Here is a 23,299-nt window from a genome sequence, read left to right as displayed (position 1 = left end):
TCGGAAGTATCTAACGATCTTGGACCGAAGCCCGGACATTCGCCCCCACCAGGCGAACATCCGGGCTTTTCGGCTGAATTCTCCGTCAGTGATGAATCACACGGCGGGAACCGCGGTGACGGTCACCGTCACCTGCTCGCCGTCCCCGACCTCGCCGGCGAACCCGGCGTTCTCGGTCTTCAGTTCGACCGAGGTGGCGAGGGTCTCACCGGCGACGAACTCCCGATGCGTCTCGACGGCCGCACGGACCGCCTCCGACGCACCGATCACCAGCGAGATCCGGTCGCTGACGTCCAGGTCCGCGTCCCGGCGAGCCTGCTGGACCACCCGGATCACGTCGCGGGCCAGGCCCTCGGCCGCCAGGTCGGCGGTGACCTCGGTGTCGAGCACCACGACGCCACCACCGGCCGGCAGCGGCGCGGAGTTCTCCACGTCGGAGGCGACCAGCTTCAGCTCGTACTCGCCCTCGGCCAGGGTGATGCCGGCCGCGACCGGTGCGCCGTCGACCAGCTGCCAGTCGCCGCTCTTGACCGCCTTGATGACCTGCTGGACCTGCTTGCCGACCCGGGGGCCGAGCGCGCGGGGCACCACGGTGAGCACCTGCCGGCAGTACGCCTCGACGTCGTCGGTGAAGACCACGTTCTTGACGTTGACCTCGTCCTTCAGCAGGTCGCCGAGACCCTCCAGCGCCGAGCCGGACGGGGTCGCGACGGTCGCCGTGGCGAGCGGCAGCCGGACCCGGAGGCCCTTCGCCTTGCGCAGCGACAGCGCGGCCGAGGCCACGTCGCGGATCGCGTCCATCGAGGCGACCAGCTCGTGGTCGGCCGGGAACGCGTCCGCCGAGGGCCAGTCGGTCAGGTGCACCGAACGGCCGCCGGTGAGACCGCGCCAGATCTCCTCGGCGGTCAGCGGCGCGAGCGGCGCCACCACCCGGGTGAGCGTCTCCAGCACGGTGGCGAGGGTGTCGAACGCGTCCTCGTCACCGGCCCAGAAGCGGTCCCGCGACCGGCGCACGTACCAGTTGGTAAGGGCGTCGAGATAGCTCCGGACGCTTGCCGCCGCGCCGGAGATGTCGTAGTCGTCCATCTGGCGCTGGGTGTCCGCGACCAGCTCACTCGTCTTCGCGAGGATGTAGCGGTCGAGAAGGTGCTCGGAATTTGTCCGGAATTTCGCCTCGTAGCCAGAAGCATTTGCATAAAGGCTGAAGAAGTACCAGACGTTCCAGAGCGGCAGCAGCACCTGCCGCACCGAGTCCCGGATCGCCACCTCGGTGACCGGCATGTCCCCACCACGCAGCACCGGAGAGGACATCAGCATCCACCGCATGGCGTCCGAGCCGTAGCTGTCGAACACCCGGTAGACGTCCGGGTAGTTGCGCAGCGACTTGGACATCTTCCGGCCGTCCTCGCCCAGCAGGATGCCGTGGCTCAGGCAGTTCCGGAACGCGGGCCGGTCGAAGAGCGCGGTGGCCAGCACGTGCATGGTGTAGAACCAGCCGCGGGTCTGGCCGATGTACTCGACGATGAAGTCACCGGGGTAGTGGTGCTCGAACCAGTCCTTGTTCTCGAACGGGTAGTGCACCTGCGCGAACGGCATCGAGCCGGACTCGAACCAGCAGTCCAGCACCTCCGGCACCCGGCGCATTGTCGACTGCCCGGTCGGGTCGTCCGGGTTCGGCCGGGTCAGCTCGTCGACGTACGGGCGGTGCAGGTCGGTGACGCGTACGCCGAAGTCGCGCTCCAGGTCGTCGTAGGACCCGTAGACGTCCACCCGCGGGTAGTTGGGGTCGTCCGACTTCCACACCGGGATCGGCGAGCCCCAGAACCGGTTCCGGGAGATCGACCAGTCACGGGCGTTCGACAGCCATTTGCCGAACGAGCCGTCCTTGATGTGCGAGGGCGTCCAGGTGATCTCCTGGTTCAGCTCGACCATCCGGTCCCGGAACTGGGTCACCGCCACGAACCACGAGGACACCGCCTTGTAGACGAGCGGGGTGTCGCAGCGCCAGCAGTGCGGGTACGAGTGCGTGTACCCGTCGTGGCGCACCACGACGCCGCGCTCCTTGAGTACGGCGATCACCGGCTTGTTCGCGTCGAAGACCTGCAGGCCCTGGAAATCCGGGACCAGCGAGGTGAACCGGGTGTGCTCGTCGACGGTCACCACGGTCGGGATGCCCGCGGCGTTGCAGGCGTTCTGGTCGTCCTCACCGAACGCGGGCGCCATGTGCACGACACCCGTACCGTCCTCGGTGGTCACGAAGTCGGCGCCGAGCACCTGGAAGGCGTTCGGCCCGCCCTTCTCGACCAGGAAGTCGAACAGCGGGGTGTAGCGGCGGCCGACCAGATCGCGGCCGAGGACGGTGCCCGTCTGCTCGTACCCCTCAAGCTCTTTGACGTAAGCACCCACTCGGCCGGCGCCGAGGATGAGTTTTTGACCCTCTTCGCCGGTCAGAACGGCATATTCGATATCAGGTCCGACCGCCAGAGCCAGGTTCGACGGCAGCGTCCACGGGGTGGTCGTCCACACCGCGATGTCCTCGCCGGTGTCCAGGCGGAAACGCACGGTCAGCGCCGGGTCGGTCCGGTCCCGGTAGACGTCGTCCATCCGCGTCTCGGTGTTGGACAGCGGCGTCTCACACCGGAAGCAGTACGCCAGAACCCGGAAGCCCTCGTAGACCAGACCCTTCTCGTGGAGCGTCTTGAACGCCCACATCACCGACTCCATGTACGCCGGGTCGAGGGTCTTGTAGTCGTTCTGGAAGTCCACCCAGCGGGCCTGGCGCGTGACGTAACGCTCCCAGTCCTTGGTGTACGCGAGCACCGAGGTACGACAGGCCTCGTTGAACTTGTCGATGCCCAGCTCGACGATCTGCGCCTTGCTCGTGATGCCGAGCTGCTTCTCCGCCTCGACCTCGGCGGGCAGGCCGTGGGTATCCCAGCCGAACCGGCGCTCGACACGCTTGCCACGCATCGTCTGGTAACGCGGGACCAGGTCCTTCACGTAACCGGTGAAGAGGTGCCCGTAGTGGGGCAGGCCGTTGGCGAACGGCGGGCCGTCGTAGAAGACGTACTCGTTCGAGCCGTCGTCCCCGGCCGGGCGCTGCGCGATCGACGCCTCGAAGGTCTTGTCGGCGGCCCAGTGATCGAGCACCGCGCGTTCGACCGCCGGCAGGTCCGGGCTGGCCGGAACGCCGGTGGCGTCGGTGTGCTTCGGGTAAGCCATGGTTCTCCTCAAGCAGTCGTCGTGACTGCGAGGACGAGCCGTTCACCGGCCCGCGGTACCACCTCGCTTGGCGTGTCTCGAGACACGCCCGCTCATTCTGGTCGGCTGGTCGCGCGCGCCGACAAAACGCCCGGTTCTACTAGGAGGACCGTTCTTCCGGAGGCTCCCCGGTGATGGCCGGTTCGTTGCCTGCGTGAGCACAACGATACCGGCCACCCCCGGATTCCTTCATCCGCATTACCCGGTGGTGGTCGTCAGTACTTGAATGACGACACCAGCGCCCGCAGATCACCGGCCATGTCGCCGAGCTGCCGAGCCGACTCCCGGGTGGTGGTGGCGTCCCGGGTGGTCGCCGTCGCGATGTCCGCGACGCTCGCCACGTTGCGGGCGATCTGGTCCGAGCCGTGCGCCACCTCGGCGACACTCCGGTTGATCTCGCCGGTGGTGGCGGACTGCTCCTCCACGGCGGCGGCGATGTTCTCCTGCAGCTCCGAGATCTCCTGCACGACCTCGGTGATCCGGCCGATCGCCGTGGTCGCCAGGCCGGTCGTCTGCTGGATCGCGGCGATCTTGTCGATGATGTCGGCGGACGCCCGCGCGGTCTCCTGCGCGAGATCCTTGACCTCGCTGGCGACAACGGCGAACCCCTTGCCGGCGTCACCGGCCCGGGCCGCCTCGATGGTGGCGTTCAAAGCCAGCAGGTTGGTCTGCTCGGCGATCCCGGTGATCGTCTTGACGATCGCGCCGATCTCGTCGCTCGCGGTGACCAGCTGGGCCACCGACTCCGAGGTGTGCCGCGCGATGTCGACCGCGTCCGCGGCGACACCGGCGGCCGACGTGGTGCTGCGCGAGATCTCGCTGATCGCGGCAACCATCTCCTGCGCGGCGCCGGCCATCGTCTGCACGTTGCCGGAGACCTCACCGGCCGCGCCGGCGACCACACTCGCCTGGCTGCTGGTGTCCACCGCCTGGCCATCCATCCGCCGGGCCACCTCGGTGAGCTCCGACGACGCCTCAGCCAGCGAGTTCGCCCGATCGCCGACCCCGGCGAGCATCTCCCGGACAGCATCTCCGGCCTCGTTGAACGCGACCGCCATGTCGGTCAGCTCGTCCCGTCCGTCGACCGGCAGGCGCGGCGTCACATCCCGTTGGGCCAGCACCCGCAGCGCTGCGGCCACCCGGGCCACCGGCCGCTCGATGCTCACGGTCAGCAGCAGGCCGAGCAGCACGGTCAGGATCAGCGCCAGCGCGCAACCGGTCAGCAGCGCGAACCGCAGCCGTTCCCCCGCGGTCTGCAGCTCGGCCTGCGCCGCGTCGGTCCGAGCCGTCACCGAGTCGACAAGCTTGTTGGTGTTCTCCACGATCGCCAGGTAGACGTCGTAGCCGTCGTTGTTGATCAGCTCAGCGGCCCGTGTCACCGCGTCCGCACCGCCCGCCCCGAGGATCTCGACCACCTGGTCGTCGTACTCCCGGAACTTCGCGAAATTCTCGGTGACCGCCGCGAAGAGTGCCTGCTCGTCAGCCGTGAGATCAGAATCAGCCACGACCTTCAGCTCGGACTCCAGCGCGTCCAGGGCGTCGGTCGTACCCTTGCGGTTCTCCGACGCCGGATCGATCGCCGCCGCAGGCCCCTTCAGCGAAGCATCCCAGCCGTAGGCCAGCTGCCAGCCGCTCACGTCCGCGTTGCGGAACTTCAGCTGCATGACCGCCCGGGTGAGCACCTGCATCTCATCAACACGCTCCGCCGCCGCCGTCTGCGCCCGCGACTCGACAACTCCCACAGCCGTCATGGCCGCCACCAAAAGACAGAACACCCCGAATGCTGACAAAAGCCGCACACGCAGCCGCATTCGCCGGAGAAAATTCATGATGCCTCGCTCTCTCAGTCCTACCTTTCGGCCCGAAAAGCGCAATAAACAGCAGACCCCCATTTGATACGCGTCACCGCAAGCCCCCGTGCCACCCCGAGCGACCTGATCGCGGCGCAAGCCTTTGCCGCCCGCGCCGGGCGGAGCTGCCCACTCACCGCCCCCGGGCGGAGCTGCCCACCCACCGCTTCTGGGCGGAGCTGCCCACCCACCGCCCCCACACACCCAGCACCCAGAGCACCCAGAGCACGCTCCAGCCGAACCCAACCGGCTGGCGCTCAGGGCTGCCAGCCGCATACCACGGCGACCATAAGCGCCAGCCGGTGCCGCCCCGCCCAGCCGGTGCCGCCCCGCCCAGCCCGGTGCCAACCCGCCGAGCGGCATGCGTCGGCCACTCGGCGATCTTGGAGACTGCTGGCCGTAAATTGTTACTTTCTGTTACGGCGAGGGCGGCCGATCGCCGATGCATGGAGCATTGTGGGGCCTCCAGGCACCGCCAATTGCCAAGATCGGCCGCGATGCCCGCCCGCACGACACGCAGAGCGACCAATCCAGGTCATCTGCACCCCGCGAACCACCGCGCCGCAAGGGCAGCGCGTGCAGTCCCCCGGCTGGTCGGTGAACCACCACCGCCCGAGCGAAGCCCCGAAGCGTTTTGATCTACGGCGCGATCCGAACCCCGAATCGACACGCTGGCTCGCCGCCCACCTGGCCTTGGACCGTGTTATCCCGGCTAGAGCGCCGACGGGGCGGGCAGAACACGACGGACACGGAAAAGCGCGCCGGCCCCGATGAAGGGCTGGCGCGCTTCCGGCGTACCAAAGGAATTAGATCTTGGGGAACCAGAGGGCCAGCTCGCGCGAGGCGCTTTCCGGGGAATCCGAGGCGTGGACCAGGTTCTCGCGGTTGGAGAGGGCCAGGTCGCCGCGGATCGTGCCGGCTGCTGCCTTGCGGCCGTCGGTGGCGCCGATCATCGCGCGGACCACCTCGATCACGGAGTCGCCGGAGAGGACGACGGCGGCGAGCGGGCCGCTCGTCATGAAGTCCTTCAGCGGTGGGTAGAAAGCCTTGTCGACGTGCTCGGCGTAGTGCGCGTCGGCGAGGGACGCGTCCATCGTGCGCAATTCCAGCGCCTCGATGATCAGGCCCTTACGCTCGAAGCGGGACAGGATCTCGCCGAGCAGGCCGCGGCGCACCGCGTCGGGCTTGATGAGCACGAGCGAACGCTCGGTGGTGCTGGTCACGCAGTTCCTCCATGCAAGGGCAGGCCGACACGCGGGGAGTTCAGCCTATCGGTACCGCGAATCGCGTGAGCGGCGATGTCCGGACTACCGCACTTTCGCGGATGTGGCGCCGGGCCATAACCTGACGGGAACAACCGGGAGGTCCACAGTGGCGAACCAGACCGGCCGGCCCATCGCACCGGCCCGCAAACTGGTGGCGGCGGTCATGGGCACGCTGGCGGTCTTCGTGATCGTTTACGGACTCGGCATGTCGAGCTGGCCTGTCGCGCTCTTCGGCCTCGCCGTGCTCGTGCTCGCCGTGATCCTCGCGATCGTGAACGTGCCGCGCCGCGGCGGCCGTGCCACCGTCGCCGGGAACGCGGAGGTCAAGGCGATCCCGCCGCCTCCGCTCTCATCCGCGTACGGTCGTGCCGACATCGACGTGATCGTGGTGGCGCCCGGCCTGGGTACCTTCGACACCGTGCTGCGCGAGTCGCGGATTCCGGTCGCCAAGTGGCCCGCGGTCGGTTCGACAGTCCCGATCACCGTGGACGTCGACGACACCCGCCGGGTCCGGGTCAGCTGGAACGATGCCCCGCTGCGTGACGAGGGCGAGGATCCGCCGCCGCCGGTCGGGCAGCCGGCGTACCAGGAGGCCGACGACCGCGACGACGACCTTCTCGGCGACATCGGCCCGGCGCCGTGGGAGGGCCGCGAGCGGGAATGGCAGTTCGAGGCCGACGAGCCCCCGCCTCCCCCGCCGCCCGCGCCCCGTGCGGCATACACGGCCGGTCCGACCACACCCGTCGTGGTCCGCGACACCCCGGCCGGCACGATCGTCGAGGGCCATGTCGTCGGCGGTGACGACGACCCGCCGCCGCCTCTTCCGCGTCGCGCCGCCGGCGCCGCGTTCACCGGAGATCCGGCCGACGAGAACTCCCGCGATTCCTTCGCCGGGAGTGGGGCGTCAGCGCCGTTCACGACGTTCGGTTCCGGCTCCGCCGCAAGCCCGGCGACTGGTCACGGTCCCAGCGCCGGTCCCGCTTCAGGCACCAGCTCGGGTACGGGACAAGCCGCCCCGTTCTCCGGAAACGCCTCGGGTTCTCGTCCACCGGGCGCCCGTCCGAGCCCACGGCCCCGTGGTGGTTCGGCCACGGCCACTGTCGAGCGGGAAACCGCCACCGTCATGCCACCGGCCCAGCGCACCCCGACCGAGTCCGAGACGGCTCCGGAGCCCGCGGCCGAGCAGGACCCGCTGATCGACCTGCCCCTGGAAGAACCAGACCGCGCGGATCAGAGTCAGCCTGAGGATCAGAGTCAGCCTGAGGAAAGCCGGGCCGACGAGGAGACGCGGCCTGAGGGGCGGCGCTCCGGGTTCGGGGCTGCCGCCGCGGCCGGGTTCGCCGCCGCGACCGGAGCGGTCGCCGGTGCCGCAGCGTCCGCGTTCCGGCGCAAGCACGAGCCGGACCCCGACCCCGACCCCGAGCAAGCCCCAGCCCCAGAGGAAGCCCCAGCCTCGGAGCAAGCCCCAGCCCCGGAGCCCGCGACTGCGGCCGACGCGGAGGCCGAAACCGAGTCGGCTCGGACGTCGTCGGGGCGCACCCGGTTCTTCACGCAGCCGGGTGAGGAGCCGGGCGGCCAGCACAGCTCCACAGCGGCTTCCGCCGGCGACCAGGAGCCCGGGACCGAGGCCCGAACCAGTCCAGCGGCCACCGAGCCCGCCGAACCCACCGAGCCCGCCGAACCCGATGTGGCACTCACCGAACCCGCTACTGCCGGGTCCGCCGCTTACGTGCCGGCCCAGTCCGGGCGGCATGAGCCCACCGTGACCGGGTTCCGGGCCGCGCCGGAGCCCGAGCGAGTTCCGGCGTCCACCGCATCAGCGCCGTCGCCGGTCGCGCCGCCACCGGTCGCGCCTACGCCGGATCGGCCGTTCCCGACGGCGCCGCCTCCGGAGACCGTCGCCGGGCCGGCCGCACCACCACGGGCCGTCGACGAGATCGACATCCCGCTCGACGACAACCCGGAACCAGCCCCGGAAACCACACCGGCCGCTTCCCACGCCGTGGCGACCGGCATCGTCGCACCCCCCGCTGAGTCCGTCCCAGACGACCCGGACCCGGACCCAGACCCGGAACCCGAGCCCGAGCCCGAGCCCGAGCCTGAACCCGCAGCCAGGGCGGTGCCCGCCGCCAACCCCTGGAGTGACCTCGGCGGCCAGCCGGAGCCGGATGAGCGGGCCGGTGACGTCTTCACGGCCTATCCGAGTGCGCGACCCGGACCGGCCGGCGCGATTCACGGCGTGGGCATCACGGTGCTCGTGACCGATTTGAATCAGTCGATCGTGTTCTACCGGGACGTGCTCGGGTTCTACGAGATCGACAGTGGGGACGGCAGCGCGGTTCTCGCGTCCGGGGACACCCGGCTGGTGCTGCGAACCGTGCACAGCCTGCCTTCCGAGGCCGGCCGGTTGATATATCTCAACCTGGAGGTCGGCGACGTGAACGCGGTGCACGACGAACTGAAGGCCAAGGGTGTGAAGTTCGTGCACCCGCCGCGCGCGGTGAACCGGGGCGACAAGCTGGAGCTGTGGTCGGCGACGTTCCGCGACCCGGACAACCACAACATAGCGATCACCCAGTGGCGGGCCATCCGCTAACACAGAAGCAGAAGCAGAAGCAGAAGCAGAACAGAAACAGAACCGGCTGGGGCAGAAAGCTCCAGCCGGTTCCCCTTGTCAGCTCAGGATCGTCTTACGGACGTGGAGCGCATAGAGCCACGCCAGCCCGAAGATCACGCCGATCGCGGCGACGGTCCAGTGCAGGACTCCGCCGATCAGCAGCAGGACCTGCAGGGCGCTGCCGGCGTGCCACGCCCAGGTCCGTTTCATGCTGCCGGCCAGCACGATCGCCAGGACCGTCGCGACGCTCACCGCGATGATCGCGGCACCCTTGCGGTCGCCGCCCATGACACTCAGCGGTGCGATCGCCAGGAGCAGGACCAGCGCTTCCATCGCGAGGGTGGCCGCGCCGAGTCCGCGTACAGCTGCCTGGGGATTTTTCAGGCCTGAAGGCCGCGCCGCGGCAGTCTGCTCGCCCTCCGATGGCATCGCGCCCTCCTGCGAATCGGTCATCGTTTCAGCAGTCTGCGCGCATCGGCGACCGTGACCACCGAGCCGGTGATCAGTACGCCGACGCCGCTCAGCTCACCGGAGGAGTCGTCCTCGGCGAGCACGACGGCTTCCTCGATGGCATCCGGCATGTTCTGCGTGATCGTCACCCGGTCCTCGCCGAAGATCTCGATCGCGAGCTGGGACAGCTCCTCGACCGGCATCGAGCGAGGCGAGCTGTTCTGGGTGACCACGAGCCTGGCCGCGATCGGTTCGAGCAGGTCGAGCAGGCCGCTCACGTCCTTGTCACCGAGGACCGCGAGGACCACGACCAGGTGCCGGAAGGTGAACTCCTCTTCCAGCGCCTTGACTGTCGCGGCCATGCCGTGCGGGTTGTGCGCGCCGTCCAGCAGGATCGTGGGCGCGCTGCGCACCCGCTCGAGCCGGCCCGGCGAGTCGACACCGGAGAAGCCCTCGCGGACGAGATCGGCTTCCAGCTGCTTGTCCGGGCCGGCGCCGAGGAAGGCCTCGACGGCGGCGAGCGCCAGAGCGGCGTTCTGTGCCTGGTGCGCGCCGAACAGCGGCAGGAAGATCTCGTCGTAGATGCCGCCGAGACCCTGCAGGGTGAGCACCTGCCCGCCGACCGCCTGGGTGCGCTCGACCACGCCGAACTCGCTGCCCTCCCGGGCCAGGGTGGCGCCCATGTCGGCGCAGCGTTCCAGGATGGGCCGCATGGCGTCCTCGTCCTGGAGCGCGGTGATCACGGTGGCGCCGGAGTGGATGATGCCGACCTTGTGCCAGGCGATGTCCTCGATCGTGTCGCCGAGCCACTCGGTGTGGTCCAGCCCGATCGGGGTGAGCACGCAGACGCCGGCGTCGATGACGTTCGTCGCGTCCTCCTCGCCGCCGAGGCCGACCTCGACCACAGCGATGTCCACCGGCGCGTCGGCGAACGCCGCGTACGCCATCGCCGTGGTCATGTCGAAGTAGGTCAGCGGCTCCGGGTAACGCGCGTCGATCAGCTCAGCCAGCGGCGCGACGTCGTGGTACGTGGTGACCAGCCGATCCTCGGTGACCGGATCCCCGTCCAGGCTGATCCGTTCCCGAACAGTCTCCAGGTGCGGGCTGGTGTACCGCCCGGTGTGCAGCCCATGCGCCCGCAGCAGCCCGTCGATCATCCGCGCCGTGCTGGTCTTGCCGTTGGTGCCGGTCAGGTGGATCGCCGGGTACGCCCGCTGCGGGCTGCCCAGCACGTCCATCAGATCCCGGATCTTCCGCATGTCGAAAGCCATCCGGGTGAAGCCGCGCTCGTTGAGTGCGGCCTCGACCTCTGCGTATTCGGAACTCATGCCGGCAACGTTTCGAGAGCCGCGGCAATTCGCACCAGGTCGGCCTCGGCTGCTGCCAGCCGATCCTTGATCTTCGCGACCACCTGTTCCGGCGCCTTGCCGATGAACGACTCGTTGCCGAGCTTGGCCCGGCACTGGGTCGCCTCCTTCTCGGCGGCGGCGCGGTCCTTCTCCAGACGTGCCCGTTCCGCTGCCACGTCGATGGCGCCGCGGGTGTCCAGATCAACCGTGATCGCACCGGTCACCGCGAGGGTCGCGGTCGCCGTGAAGTCGGGGCCGGGCGCGTCGAGCCGGGCCAGCGAACGGATCAGCGGCTCGTGCGTGTCGATCCCGACGTTGCCGAGGCCGGTCAGCGCGGCGGTGACCCGCTGGCTCGGCTTGAGGCCCTGGTCGGAACGGAACCGGCGCACCTCGGTGACCACCTTCTGCAGGGCGGCCAGCTCCTCCTCGGCGGCGTCGTCGATCCGCGCGGGGTCAACGGTCGGCCAGGCGACGTGCGTCAGGGTCTCGCCGCCGGTCAGTGCGATCCACAGCTCCTCGGTGACGAACGGAATGACCGGGTGCAGCAGCCGGAGCAGCTGGTCGAGCACGTGGCCGAGAACCCGCTGGGACGCGGCGCTTCCGGCTGCGAGCACCGGCTTGCTGAGCTCCAGGTACCAGTCGCAGACGTCGTCCCACGCGAAGTGGTAGAGGGTGTCGCAGACCTTGGCGTACTCATAGGCGGCGAAGTAGCCGTCGACCTCAGCGATGGTGTGCTCGAGACGCGACAGGATCCAGCGGTCGATAGCCGACAGCTCCTCCTGAGGCGGAAGGTCACCCGACACCGTCGCGCCGTTCATCATCGCGAACCGGGTCGCGTTCCAGAGCTTGTTGCAGAAGTTCCGCGAGCCCTGGCACCACTCCTCGCTGACCGGCACGTCCGAACCCGGGTTGGCGCCACGCGCGAGGGTGAAGCGAGTGGCGTCGGCGCCGTACCTGTCGATCCAGTCCAGCGGGTCGACGACGTTGCCGAACGACTTCGACATCTTCTTGCCGAACTGGTCGCGGACCATGCCGTGCAGGTTGACTACGTCGAACGGCTGTTTGCCGTCCATCGCGTACACGCCGAACATCATCATCCGGGCGACCCAGAAGAAGAGGATGTCGTAACCGGTGACCAGGACGCTCGTCGGGTAGAACTTCTCCAGCTCGGCGGTCTTCTCCGGCCAGCCCAGCGTGGAGAACGGCCACAGCCCGGACGAGAACCACGTGTCGAGCACGTCCTCGTCCTGGCGCCAGCCTTCACCGGTCGGCGGTTGCTCGTCCGGCCCGACGCAGACGACCTCGCCGTCCGGGCCGTACCAGACCGGGATCCGGTGTCCCCACCAGAGCTGCCGGGAGATGCACCAGTCGTGCATGTTGTCGACCCACGCGAAGTACCGCTTGGACAGCTCGGCCGGCTCGATCTTCACCCGGCCGTCACGAACCGCGTCGCCCGCCGCTTTCGCCAGCGGAGCGGTGTTGACGAACCACTGCAGCGACAGCCGCGGCTCCACCGTGGTCTTGCACCGCGAACAATGCCCGACGGAGTGCAGGTAGGGCCGCTTCTCCGCCACGATCCGCCCCTGCTCACGCAGGGCAGCCACGATCGCCGGTCGCGCTTCGAACCGATCAAGACCTTCAAAAGGCCCGGGTACGGTGATGACGGCCCGCTCGTCCATCACGGTCAGGCTCGGCAGGCCGTGCCGCTGGCCGATCTCGAAGTCGTTCGGGTCGTGGGCCGGGGTCACCTTCACCGCGCCGGTGCCGAACGCCGGGTCGACGTGCTCGTCCGCCACGATCGGGATGCGCCGGCCGGTCAGCGGCAGCTCCACCTCGGTGCCGATCAGGTGCTGGTAACGCTCGTCGTCCGGGTGCACGGCAACCGCGGTGTCACCGAGCATCGTCTCGGCCCGGGTGGTGGCGACCACGATCGAGTTCGCGCCCTCGCCGTACCGGATCGAGACGAGTTCGCCCTCGTCGTCGCTGTGTTCCACCTCGATGTCGCTGAGCGCGGTGAGGCAGCGCGGGCACCAGTTGATGATCCGGTTCGCGCGGTAGATCAGGCCGTCGTCGAACATCTTCTTGAAGATGGTCTGCACGGCCCGGGACAGGCCCTCGTCCATCGTGAAGCGTTCCCGCGACCAGTCGACGGAGTCACCGAGCCGCCGCATCTGCCCGAGGATCGCGCCGCCGGACTCGGCCTTCCACTCCCAGACCTTCTCGACGAACTTCTCCCGGCCCAGGTCGTGCCGGGACAGCTGCTGGGCGGCAAGCTTGCGCTCGACCACGTTCTGCGTGGCGATGCCGGCGTGGTCCATGCCGGGCAGCCACAGCACCTCGAAACCCTGCATCCGCTTGAGACGCACCAGGGCGTCCTGGATGGTGTGGTCGAGCGCGTGGCCGACGTGCAGGGAGCCGGTCACGTTCGGCGGCGGGATGACAATCGTGAACGGCGGCTTGTCACTCTTGGGGTCCGCCGTGAAGTAGCCCTCCGATACCCAACGCTCGTACCGCCGCTGCTCTACCTCGCCCGGCTGGTACTGGGCGGAGAGGCCACCGGTGGGCCGGCTGTCGGGAGTACGGGTTTCGGTCGCATCGGTCACCCGACAAGTCTACGGAGGTGCTATGCACACCATCTCGCTCGGGGGACGATAGGCTCGCGCAATGTCGGAACGCGGCCAGAACATGCCCACTCCTGCCGATACGCCGGAGTCTGCGGAGTCTCTGCCGGAAGAGGCTCCATCCGCGCCTGAGCCCGAGCCGATCGAGATCAACGCGGGCCCGTTCCAGCTCACGGAGACCAGCGAAGAGGACACCTCGAAAAAACGCCGCTACGTACGCAAGATCGTACTGAGCGGCATGCTGGCAGTGTCTCTGGCCGGCGCGGCAACCCTGGGATACGTGGCCTGGCAGGTCAACACCCAGCGCCACACCACGCTCTCCACTCCACCCACCATCGGCAATCTCCAGCTGGACGACAGCGAGGACGCAGCCGCCACCGCCGACTACCTGCGCAGCGCCATCTCCGCGGAAATCACCATGGACAAGGCAGTTGGCGCCGTCTACACAGGAAGCGACAACCGCAGCGTCCTCTTCTTCGGCGGCACAGCCCTTCTGTGGGCCCCCGACAAAGAACTGGACAACGCCTTCACCCTCCTGGGCGACGAAGAAGGCAGCGTCACCGGCGTGGACGACGTAAATGCCGGCCCGCTGGGCGGCACCATGAAGTGCGGCACCACGAACTCCGAGGGAACAGCCCTGACCGTCTGCGGCTGGGCCGACCACGGCAGCCTCGCGGTAGCAATGTTCCTGGACCGCACCGAAACCGAAGCCGCTGCCCTGCTGCTCCAGATCCGCACGGCAACCCAAACCCGCGACTGACAAGGCTGAACAGGCAACCGCCAAGCCGGCGGTGAGTCATCGAGCAGTCCGGGAATGCAGAAAGCCCACCCGGGTAACCCGGGTGGGCTTTCATACAAGTTGAGTCCGGCGGCGTCCTACTCTCCCACACCCTCCCGAGTGCAGTACCATCGGCGCTGGAGGGCTTAGCTACCGGGTTCGGAATGTAACCGGGCGTTTCCCCTCCGCTATGACCACCGAAACAACGGTCAGCAGAATGACCAACCAGCAACCCGGTTCTCGAACCCGGGGTGGTTGTTCGTTTGCTGTGAATCACACAGTGGACGCGTAAGCATAAATTTAGGGTGGTTAAGCCCTCGGCCTATTAGTACCGGTCAACTCAACACGTTACCGTGCTTACATTTCCGGCCTATCAACCCAGTAGTCTACTGGGAGCCTTACCCACTCAAGGTGGTGGGATACCTCATCTCGAAGCAGGCTTCCCGCTTAGATGCTTTCAGCGGTTATCCCTTCCGAACGTAGCCAACCAGCCATGCTCCTGGCGGAACAACTGGCACACCAGAGGTTCGTCCGTCCCGGTCCTCTCGTACTAGGGACAGCCCTTCTCAAGTATCCAACGCGCACGGCGGATAGGGACCGAACTGTCTCACGACGTTCTAAACCCAGCTCGCGTACCGCTTTAATGGGCGAACAGCCCAACCCTTGGGACCTGCTACAGCCCCAGGATGCGACGAGCCGACATCGAGGTGCCAAACCATCCCGTCGATATGGACTCTTGGGGAAGATCAGCCTGTTATCCCCGGGGTACCTTTTATCCGTTGAGCGACACCGCTTCCACACGCAAGTGCCGGATCACTAGTCCCGACTTTCGTCCCTGCTCGACCCGTCAGTCTCACAGTCAAGCTCCCTTATGCACTTACACTCAACACCTGATTGCCAACCAGGCTGAGGGAACCTTTGGGCGCCTCCGTTACCCTTTAGGAGGCAACCGCCCCAGTTAAACTACCCACCAGACACTGTCCCTCGACCCGATCAGGGCCGCAAGTTAGATACCCAAACCCAACAGAGTGGTATTTCAACAATGCCTCCACCCGAACTGGCGTCCGAGCTTCACCGGCTCCCACCTATCCTACACAATTAAATTCGGATACCAATGTCAAGCTATAGTAAAGGTCCCGGGGTCTTTCCGTCCTGCCGCGCGTAACGAGCATCTTTACTCGTACTGCAATTTCGCCGGGCCTGTGGTTGAGACAGTGGGGAAGTCGTTACGCCATTCGTGCAGGTCGGAACTTACCCGACAAGGAATTTCGCTACCTTAGGATGGTTATAGTTACCACCGCCGTTTACTGGCGCTTAAGTTCTCCGCCTCGCGATTACTCGCTAACAGGTCCCCTTAACGTTCCAGCACCGGGCAGGCGTCAGTCCATATACATCGTCTTACGACTTCGCATGGACCTGTGTTTTTAGTAAACAGTCGCTTCCCCCTGCTCTCTGCGGCCATACCACGCTCCACCCGCAAGGGGCTTCACGCGTCCGGCCCCCCTTCTCCCTAAGTTACGGGGGCAATTTGCCGAGTTCCTTAACCACAGTTCACCCGTCGCCTCGGTATTCTCTACCTGACCACCTGTGTCGGTTTAGGGTACGGGCCGCTCGAAGCTCGCTAGAGGCTTTTCTCGGCAGCATAGGATCAATGACTTCACCAGAACGGCTCGGCATCACGTCTCAGCCTCATATGCACCGCGGATTTGCCTACGGTACGGCCTACACGCTTACCCCGGCACAACCACCGGCCGGGATCATCTACCTTCCTGCGTCACCCCATCGCTAAACTACTACCCACAAAGGTCCTAGAATCCCGCATCGCCGGCCGAAGCCATTGAATTGATCAAATAGTTAGTACTATGAGGTTCGTCTTGGGCGCTTCTACGCGGGTACGGGAATATCAACCCGTTATCCATCGACTACGCCTCTCGGCCTCGCCTTAGGCCCCGACTCACCCAGGGCGGATTAGCCTGCCCCTGGAACCCTTGGTCATCCGGCGGAAGGGGTTCTCACCCTTCATTCGCTACTCATGCCTGCATTCTCACTCGTATGGCGTCCACGGCTGGATCACTCCGCCGCTTCACCCGCCATACGACGCTCCCCTACCCATCCACACACCTGAACAAGATCCTCAAGGGACCAAGCTAAGTTAATATGTGAATGCCACAGCTTCGGCGGTGTGCTTGAGCCCCGCTACATTGTCGGCGCGGAACCACTTGACCAGTGAGCTATTACGCACTCTTTAAAGGGTGGCTGCTTCTAAGCCAACCTCCTGGTTGTCAATGCGATCCCACATCCTTTTCCACTTAGCACACGCTTAGGGGCCTTAGCTGGCGATCTGGGCTGTTTCCCTCTCGACTACGAAGCTTATCCCCCGCAGTCTCACTGCCGCGCTCTCACTTACCGGCATTCGGAGTTTGGCTGATTTCAGTAAGCTTGTGGGCCCCCTAGACCATCCAGTGCTCTACCTCCGGCAAGAAACACGCGACGCTGCACCTAAATGCATTTCGGGGAGAACCAGCTATCACGGAGTTTGATTGGCCTTTCACCCCTAACCACAGGTCATCCCCCAACTTTTCAACGTTGGTGGGTTCGGTCCTCCACGTAGTCTTACCCACGCTTCAACCTGCCCATGGCTAGATCACTCCGCTTCGGGTCTAGAACATGCGACTAAAGAGCGCCCTCTTCAGACTCGCTTTCGCTACGGCTACCCCACACGGGTTAACCTCGCCACATGCCACTAACTCGCAGGCTCATTCTTCAAAAGGCACGCCATCACCACTGCTAGGGTGGCTCTGACGGATTGTAGGCGAACGGTTTCAGGTACTATTTCACTCCCCTCCCGGGGTACTTTTCACCATTCCCTCACGGTACTTGTCCGCTATCGGTCACCAGGAAGTATTCAGCCTTACCAGGTGGTCCTGGCAGATTCACAGCAGATTCTAGGAGTCCGCTGCTACTCGGGAACACCACAAAGAGGTCACACACTTTCGTCTACCGGGCTCTCACCGTCTACGGCCGACTTTCCCACGTCGTTCGACTAGCATGAAACTTTGTAACTCTTCGACTGTCTGTCAGAACAATCAAGTGGGTCCCACAACCCCGAATACGCAACCCCTGACAGGTATCACACGTATCTGGTTTAGGCTAGATCCGCTTTCGCTCGCCACTACTCACGGAATCACGGTTGTTTTCTCTTCCTACGGGTACTGAGATGTTTCACTTCCCCGCGTTCCCCTCACATGCCCTATGAATTCAGGCACGGATAACACGACATGACTCGTGCTAGGTTTCCCCATTCGGACACCCTGGGATCACAGCTAGGTTGGCAGCTCCCCCAGGCCTATCGCGGCCTCCCACGTCCTTCATCGGCTCCTGGTGCCAAGGCATCCACCGTTCGCCCTTGACAACTTAACCACAAAAAACAAGATGCTCGCGTCCACTGTGCAATTCTCAACCAACGACCAACCCACAACCCGATCAGTTCTCCACCAAAACCCCAGCAAGCTGAGCGGTATAAAGAACCAGGTCATGCCTGGCATTGAAGACCAACCACAAAGGTTGTTCTTTCAGATACCCAACAGGATGCTTGTTTTTCGCCGTCTCCCAGCCGCACCGAGAGCCCGTTCCTTCACAGCAAGCTGCGTGTACTAAGACTGATTCGGCCGTTGCCGGCAGATAACTGGCCAGTGTCTCCGCCTTTGAGCACCCCACCACCACATTCGGGCGGTGCGGGCTACTGTCCGCTTTCGCGGAAAGTTGCTCCTTAGAAAGGAGGTGATCCAGCCGCACCTTCCGGTACGGCTACCTTGTTACGACTTCGTCCCAATCGCCAGCCCCACCTTCGACGGCTCCCTCCCACAAGGGGTTAGGCCACCGGCTTCGGGTGTTGCCGACTTTCGTGACGTGACGGGCGGTGTGTACAAGGCCCGGGAACGTATTCACCGCAGCGTTGCTGATCTGCGATTACTAGCGACTCCGACTTCACGGGGTCGAGTTGCAGACCCCGATCCGAACTGAGACCGGCTTTTTGGGATTCGCTCCACCTCACGGTATCGCAGCCCTTTGTACCGGCCATTGTAGCATGCGTGAAGCCCTGGACATAAGGGGCATGATGACTTGACGTCATCCCCACCTTCCTCCGAGTTGACCCCGGCAGTCTCCCATGAGTCCCCAACTAAATGCTGGCAACATGGGACGAGGGTTGCGCTCGTTGCGGGACTTAACCCAACATCTCACGACACGAGCTGACGACAGCCATGCACCACCTGTCACCGGCCCCGAAGGACCCCGTATCTCTACGAGTTTTCCGGCGATGTCAAACCCAGGTAAGGTTCTTCGCGTTGCATCGAATTAATCCGCATGCTCCGCCGCTTGTGCGGGCCCCCGTCAATTCCTTTGAGTTTTAGCCTTGCGGCCGTACTCCCCAGGCGGGGCGCTTAATGCGTTAGCTGCGGCGCAGAAAACCGGAGAGGTCCCCCACACCTAGCGCCCAACGTTTACAGCGTGGACTACCAGGGTATCTAATCCTGTTCGCTCCCCACGCTTTCGCTCCTCAGCGTCAGTATCGGCCCAGAGACCTGCCTTCGCCATCGGTGTTCCTCCTGATATCTGCGCATTTCACCGCTACACCAGGAATTCCAGTCTCCCCTACCGAACTCTAGCCTGCCCGTATCGAATGCAAGCTCGGAGTTGAGCCCCGAGTTTTCACATTCGACGCGACAAGCCGCCTACGAGCTCTTTACGCCCAATAAATCCGGACAACGCTCGCGCCCTACGTCTTACCGCGGCTGCTGGCACGTAGTTGGCCGGCGCTTCTTCTGCAGGTACCGTCACTTGCGCTTCGTCCCTGCTGAAAGAGGTTTACAACCCGAAGGCCGTCATCCCTCACGCGGCGTCGCTGCATCAGGCTTCCGCCCATTGTGCAATATTCCCCACTGCTGCCTCCCGTAGGAGTCTGGGCCGTGTCTCAGTCCCAGTGTGGCCGGTCGCCCTCTCAGGCCGGCTACCCGTCCTCGCCTTGGTGAGCCATTACCTCACCAACAAGCTGATAGGCCGCGAGTCCATCCCAAACCGAAAAACTTTCCACCAAGCACCATGCGATGCAAAGTAATATCCGGTATTAGCCCCCGTTTCCGAGGGTTATCCCAAAGTCTGGGGCAGGTTACTCACGTGTTACTCACCCGTTCGCCGCTCGAGTACCCCGAAGGGCCTTTCCGCTCGACTTGCATGTGTTAAGCACGCCGCCAGCGTTCGTCCTGAGCCAGGATCAAACTCTCCAACAAAATCTTTGGAAAAGCGTCCCGGCAACAAACAAATGTTGCCAAAGGAATCTCCCACCCATCCCCGGTAAGAGATGGGTCGGGGTAATGCCATTATTGGCACTGGCTTATCAAGCACCCTGTTGAGTTCTCAAAGAACAACCGCACATCGAAGTTAACCTCAGCTAAGAGGCTCGCCGTCGAGGCAACCGTTCAAGATTACCTGGTCGGTTTTCGCCTCTCGGCATCGCCCAGGTGATGTGGCTCTAGCAGACGGCCGGATTTTCATCTCGTCCGTTTCCTGCTGGCTGAACCACTCTAGCCGGTCAGCGTCGCGGCCGCAAATCCAATTTCTTGGATCTGGCCGCACCACCCGGCCGTCGAGGTCAAGCTTAGCTCGCTCTCGACTGCTCCCGAGTCACCTTCCGGATTGTCACTTTCGTGCCGCTCCGTACCGGTTTCCCGCTTGCAGAGAAGAAGTTACGGGACTGGGGCGGGCAACCGCAAATCGACGTTCATGGTCCGTCCGGGCGGCGCGGCGACACACGGCGAATAGAAACCGTGACAGAGTGGCGTCATGGACGGTTCCGGGACGTTGGCGGTCGACGCGTTTCTCGGCCTCATCGTGCCGCTCTGGCAGATCGTGATCGGCTTGCTTGTGCTGGTCACGGTGGTTGTCTCGGTCCATCGCCTGTTCCTGAGAGGCCCCACCCGGATGGGTGGGGCTCTTCTTTTGGTCGGCAGTGCGGTGGTCGGACTCGCCGTCGTCAGCTACCTCGTACAGAGTTTGTGACCTGAGCCTCAAAGCCGGCGATTAGCCAGGCTCGGCAGCTCGGCACGGATCGTTTCCAGCCTCTCCAGGTCCAGATCCGCGAACGTGACGCCCACCGTGTCCGGCGCCTGGGCGAGCACCGTCCCCCACGGGTCGATGATCATGCTGCGACCGAAACAAGTCCGTCCTGGCTCATGGTCGCCGATCTGGCCGGCAGCCAGCACGTAACACTGGTTCTCGATCGCACGGGCGCGCAGCAGGACCTCCCAATGGTCACGCCCGGTGTGCAGCATGAAGGCGGCGGGAACCACCAGGACTTTCGCGCCGGCGATGGCGAGCTGCCGGTACAGCTCCGGGAACCGCAGGTCGTAACAGATGCTGAGGCCGAACGGGACGCCTGCCACCGCGGCCACCACGGTCTCCTCCCCCGGCGCCACAGTTCGTGACTCCTGGTAGGAGACACGGCCCGCGATCTCTACGTCGTACAGATGGATCTTGCGATAGGTGGCGGTGAGCGTGCCGTCCGGCGCGAAGAGCAACGTGGTGTTGTAGGTCCGGTTGTGATCGGGCCCGATCTCGTGGAACGAGCCGGCGTGCACCCAGATCCCGAGCTCGCGCGCGGCCGCCGCGAAGAACGTGCCGAATTCACCGTCGACCGGTTCCGGCTCGGGCGTGTCGGACCCCTTCCCCAGGAAGTCCACGTACTCCGGGAGGATCGCGAGTTTCGCGCCGCCCGCGGCGGCTCGCTCAAGCAACTCCCGGGCGACAGTGAGGTTCTGGGCACGCTCTTCACGTGAGTTCAGCTGGCAGACAGCGACGCGCATAAGTTGAAGCGTACGACTCAGGCCCGTGAAAGCGGGCAGCAAAAAGCCGCCGCCCGGAGATCGGGCGGCGGCCTAAAGAACTCAGGCGGACTTTTCCTCGCGGTCCGGCCGGCGACGCCGGCCGACGAATTCGCGCGGGACGATCGTGGGGTTCACGTTCTCCAGGACCACCTCGCGGTTGATCACCACGCGTGCCGCATCGGGGTTGCTGGGCACCTCGTACATCACCGAGAGGAGGACCTCTTCCATGATCGCGCGGAGACCACGAGCGCCGGTGCCACGGAGCATGGCTTGGTCGGCGATCGCCTCGAGTGCACCCTCGTCGAACTCCAGCTCGACACCGTCGAGCTCGAAGAGACGCTGGTACTGCTTCACGTAGGCGTTGCGCGGCTCGGTGAGGATCTTGATGAGAGCCTCACGGTCGAGGTTGCGCACCGTCGTGATGACCGGGAGACGACCGATGAACTCGGGGATGAGCCCGAATTTCAGCATGTCCTCCGGCATCACTCTGCTGAAGATGTCGTCGGTGTTCCGCTCCGAGATCGACCGCAGGCGGGCACCGAAACCGACGCCGCTCTGGCCGACGCGCTGTTCGATTATCCGGTCGAGGCCGGCGAAAGCACCGCCAACGATGAACAGCACGTTCGTCGTGTCGATCTGGATGAACTCCTGGTGCGGGTGCTTGCGGCCGCCCTGCGGCGGAACGTTCGCAACCGTGCCCTCGAGTATTTTCAGCAGGGCCTGCTGGACACCCTCGCCGGAGACATCACGCGTGATCGACGGGTTCTCACTCTTGCGAGCGATCTTGTCGACCTCGTCGATGTAGATGATGCCCTGCTCGGCACGCTTCACGTCGTAGTCAGCCGCTTGGATCAGCTTGAGCAGGATGTTCTCGACATCCTCGCCGACGTAACCGGCCTCGGTCAGCGCCGTGGCGTCCGCGATGGCGAACGGCACGTTGAGCATCCGGGCCAGCGTCTGGGCCAGGTGTGTCTTGCCGCAGCCGGTAGGACCGATGAGCATGATGTTGGACTTGGCAACCTCGACGTCACTGCCCCCACCGGGCGCACCGTTCGACTCGGCCTGAATGCGCTTGTAGTGGTTGTAGACCGCGACGGAGAGCGCCTTCTTTGCCTGCTCCTGGCCGACAACATAGTTGTCCAGGAACTGGCAGATCTCCATCGGCTTGGGAAGCTCTTCCCACTTCACCTCGCCGGTCTCGGCCAGCTCCTCTTCGATGATCTCGTTGCAGAGGTCGATGCACTCGTCGCAGATGTAGACCCCAGGGCCCGCGATGAGTTTCTTGACCTGCTTCTGCGACTTCCCACAGAAGGAGCACTTGAGTAGGTCGCCACCGTCGCCGATCCGTGCCACCTACGTTCTCCCTGCGTTCAATGGCCGATCGCCGACCGGTCCGTTTACGAGGACGGAATGCCTCGTTGCCATCTCATCGTCCGCCGACCCGCGTAACTGAGGATGCAGACTCGACGTTACCCGCTGTGGAGCTGTTCTCCGACCCCCCAAAACGGGCGTGTCAGGGGTCGGCCAGTCTAACCATCACCGGCCGGCCCCTGCACGGCGCACTCAGTTGCCGGCGCCGACGCCCTGCAGGCTCTTCTTACGCGTCGCGAGGACCACGTCGACCAGGCCGTACTCCTTGGCCTCGGCCGCCGTCATGATCTTGTCGCGGTCGATGTCCTTCTTGACCTTGTCGAGCGGCTGGTTGGAGTGGTGCGAAAGCATCTCTTCCAGCTGGGTGCGCATCCGCATGATCTCGCGGGCCTGGATCTCGATGTCCGACCCCTGACCGTAACCACCCTCAGTGGCCGGCTGGTGGATGATGATCCGCGAGTGCGGGAGCGCCATCCGCTTGCCCGGGGTGCCGCCGGCGAGCAGGACGGCCGCGGCGCTGGCCGCCTGGCCGAGGCAGACCGTGCTGATGTCAGGCCGGACGTACTGCATGGTGTCGTAGATGGCCGTCATCGCGGTGAACGAGCCACCGGGCGAGTTGATGTACATCAGGATGTCGCGGTCCGGGTCGGTGCTCTCCAGCGTCAGCAGCTGGGCCATCACGTCGTTGGCCGACGCGTCGTCCACCTGGACGCCGAGGAAGATGATCCGGTCCTCGAACATCTTGTTGTACGGGTTCGACTCCTTGATCCCCCACGAGGTGCGCTCGGAGAACGAGGGCAGCACGTAGCGGTTGTGCACCGGTGCGAACCCGGGAGGCATAGAAAGGTCGGTCATG

12 protein-coding genes and 3 rRNA genes are annotated in these 23,299 nt (G+C 65.2%); 3 read left to right on the top strand and 12 right to left on the bottom strand.

The genetic code is table 11. The features are described 5' to 3' along the window. Window positions 1–96: 96 nt before the first annotated feature. The 3 genes from ileS to ndk all read right to left on the bottom strand — a co-directional run bounded on the left by ileS (window position 97) and on the right by ndk (window position 6,334). Window positions 97–3,222, bottom strand: a complete 3,126-nt coding sequence (ileS, locus tag ACQP2E_RS05855) for an isoleucine--tRNA ligase (protein ID WP_433828840.1) — start codon at window positions 3,220–3,222, stop codon at window positions 97–99. Window positions 3,223–3,476: 254 nt separating this feature from the next. Then, complete coding sequence (locus ACQP2E_RS05850; protein WP_433828839.1) at window positions 3,477–5,012, bottom strand: methyl-accepting chemotaxis protein; 1,536 nt, start codon at window positions 5,010–5,012, stop codon at window positions 3,477–3,479. Between the two features lie 905 nt (window positions 5,013–5,917). Then, window positions 5,918–6,334: a nucleoside-diphosphate kinase gene (gene ndk, locus ACQP2E_RS05845; RefSeq protein ID WP_433828838.1), complete on the bottom strand. Its 417-nt coding sequence runs from the start codon at window positions 6,332–6,334 to the stop codon at window positions 5,918–5,920. 148 nt (window positions 6,335–6,482) lie between these two features. Between ndk and ACQP2E_RS05840 the strand changes: the two genes are divergently transcribed. Next, a complete protein-coding gene (locus ACQP2E_RS05840) occupies window positions 6,483–8,972 on the top strand; it encodes a VOC family protein (RefSeq protein WP_433828837.1) in 2,490 nt (829 codons plus the stop codon). Between the two features lie 78 nt (window positions 8,973–9,050). Here the strand turns inward: ACQP2E_RS05840 and ACQP2E_RS05835 are convergent, their stop codons facing one another. The 3 genes from ACQP2E_RS05835 to ACQP2E_RS05825 are packed head-to-tail and all read right to left on the bottom strand — an operon-like array spanning window position 9,051 to window position 13,395. Beyond that, complete coding sequence (locus ACQP2E_RS05835; protein ID WP_433828836.1) at window positions 9,051–9,446, bottom strand: DUF4233 domain-containing protein; 396 nt, start codon at window positions 9,444–9,446, stop codon at window positions 9,051–9,053. Then, on the bottom strand, window positions 9,443–10,771 hold the full coding sequence (locus tag ACQP2E_RS05830) for a bifunctional folylpolyglutamate synthase/dihydrofolate synthase (protein ID WP_433828835.1): 1,329 nt from the start codon (window positions 10,769–10,771) through the stop codon (window positions 9,443–9,445). Before ACQP2E_RS05830 ends, ACQP2E_RS05835 begins: the two co-directional genes overlap by 4 nt. Continuing rightward, on the bottom strand, window positions 10,768–13,395 hold the full coding sequence (locus tag ACQP2E_RS05825) for a valine--tRNA ligase (RefSeq protein WP_433828834.1): 2,628 nt from the start codon (window positions 13,393–13,395) through the stop codon (window positions 10,768–10,770). Before ACQP2E_RS05825 ends, ACQP2E_RS05830 begins: the two co-directional genes overlap by 4 nt. 61 nt (window positions 13,396–13,456) lie before the next feature. Here ACQP2E_RS05825 and ACQP2E_RS05820 point away from each other — a divergent pair, with 61 nt between their 5' ends. Beyond that, on the top strand, window positions 13,457–14,173 hold the full coding sequence (locus ACQP2E_RS05820) for a hypothetical protein (protein ID WP_433828833.1): 717 nt from the start codon (window positions 13,457–13,459) through the stop codon (window positions 14,171–14,173). A gap of 103 nt (window positions 14,174–14,276) precedes the next feature. Here ACQP2E_RS05820 and rrf read toward each other — a convergent pair. From rrf to ACQP2E_RS05805, 3 genes are all read right to left on the bottom strand, one after another. Beyond that, window positions 14,277–14,393, bottom strand: a 5S ribosomal RNA gene (gene rrf / locus ACQP2E_RS05815). Window positions 14,394–14,496: 103 nt separating this feature from the next. After that, window positions 14,497–17,611, bottom strand: a 23S ribosomal RNA gene (locus tag ACQP2E_RS05810). A gap of 353 nt (window positions 17,612–17,964) precedes the next feature. Then, a 16S ribosomal RNA gene (locus tag ACQP2E_RS05805) occupies window positions 17,965–19,479 on the bottom strand. Together the 16S, 23S and 5S rRNA genes form the textbook arrangement of a ribosomal RNA operon. A gap of 553 nt (window positions 19,480–20,032) precedes the next feature. On the opposite strand from ACQP2E_RS05805, the gene ACQP2E_RS05800 reads away from it, so the two are divergent. Next, on the top strand, window positions 20,033–20,248 hold the full coding sequence (locus ACQP2E_RS05800) for a hypothetical protein (RefSeq protein ID WP_433828832.1): 216 nt from the start codon (window positions 20,033–20,035) through the stop codon (window positions 20,246–20,248). A gap of 8 nt (window positions 20,249–20,256) precedes the next feature. On the opposite strand, the gene ACQP2E_RS05795 is transcribed toward ACQP2E_RS05800, so the two are convergent. From ACQP2E_RS05795 to ACQP2E_RS05785, 3 genes are all read right to left on the bottom strand, one after another. Continuing rightward, window positions 20,257–21,051, bottom strand: a complete 795-nt coding sequence (locus ACQP2E_RS05795; protein WP_433828831.1) for a carbon-nitrogen hydrolase family protein — start codon at window positions 21,049–21,051, stop codon at window positions 20,257–20,259. A gap of 81 nt (window positions 21,052–21,132) precedes the next feature. Then, the gene (clpX, locus tag ACQP2E_RS05790) at window positions 21,133–22,425 is read right to left on the bottom strand and encodes an ATP-dependent Clp protease ATP-binding subunit ClpX (protein ID WP_111648062.1); all 1,293 of its coding nucleotides are present in this window, start codon (window positions 22,423–22,425) and stop codon (window positions 21,133–21,135) included. A 210-nt stretch (window positions 22,426–22,635) separates the two neighbouring features. Then, window positions 22,636–23,298 carry an ATP-dependent Clp protease proteolytic subunit gene (locus ACQP2E_RS05785; RefSeq protein ID WP_111648063.1) on the bottom strand — a complete coding sequence of 221 codons (663 nt, stop codon included), beginning with the start codon at window positions 23,296–23,298 and terminating at the stop codon, window positions 22,636–22,638. Between the last annotated feature and the right edge of the window lies 1 nt (window position 23,299).

Source organism: Actinoplanes sp. CA-015351, from assembly GCF_050955685.1.
Taxonomy (GTDB): Bacteria; Actinomycetota; Actinomycetes; order Mycobacteriales; family Micromonosporaceae; genus Actinoplanes.
This window is presented reverse-complemented; position numbering and strand designations above follow the sequence as displayed.

What these genes read in the sequence shown, in the direction of transcription:
- ileS (WP_433828840.1), bottom strand. Translation starts at nt 3,222, where the DNA reads ATGGCTTACCCGAAGCACACCGACGCCACCGGCGTTCCGGCCAGCCCG.
- ACQP2E_RS05850 (WP_433828839.1), bottom strand. Translation starts at nt 5,012, where the DNA reads ATGACGGCTGTGGGAGTTGTCGAGTCGCGGGCGCAGACGGCGGCGGCG.
- ACQP2E_RS05835 (WP_433828836.1), bottom strand. Translation starts at nt 9,446, where the DNA reads ATGACCGATTCGCAGGAGGGCGCGATGCCATCGGAGGGCGAGCAGACT.
- ACQP2E_RS05830 (WP_433828835.1), bottom strand. Translation starts at nt 10,771, where the DNA reads ATGAGTTCCGAATACGCAGAGGTCGAGGCCGCACTCAACGAGCGCGGC.
- ACQP2E_RS05820 (WP_433828833.1), top strand. Translation starts at nt 13,457, where the DNA reads ATGTCGGAACGCGGCCAGAACATGCCCACTCCTGCCGATACGCCGGAG.
- ACQP2E_RS05800 (WP_433828832.1), top strand. Translation starts at nt 20,033, where the DNA reads ATGGACGGTTCCGGGACGTTGGCGGTCGACGCGTTTCTCGGCCTCATC.
- ACQP2E_RS05795 (WP_433828831.1), bottom strand. Translation starts at nt 21,051, where the DNA reads ATGCGCGTCGCTGTCTGCCAGCTGAACTCACGTGAAGAGCGTGCCCAG.
- ACQP2E_RS05785 (WP_111648063.1), bottom strand. Translation starts at nt 23,298, where the DNA reads ATGACCGACCTTTCTATGCCTCCCGGGTTCGCACCGGTGCACAACCGC.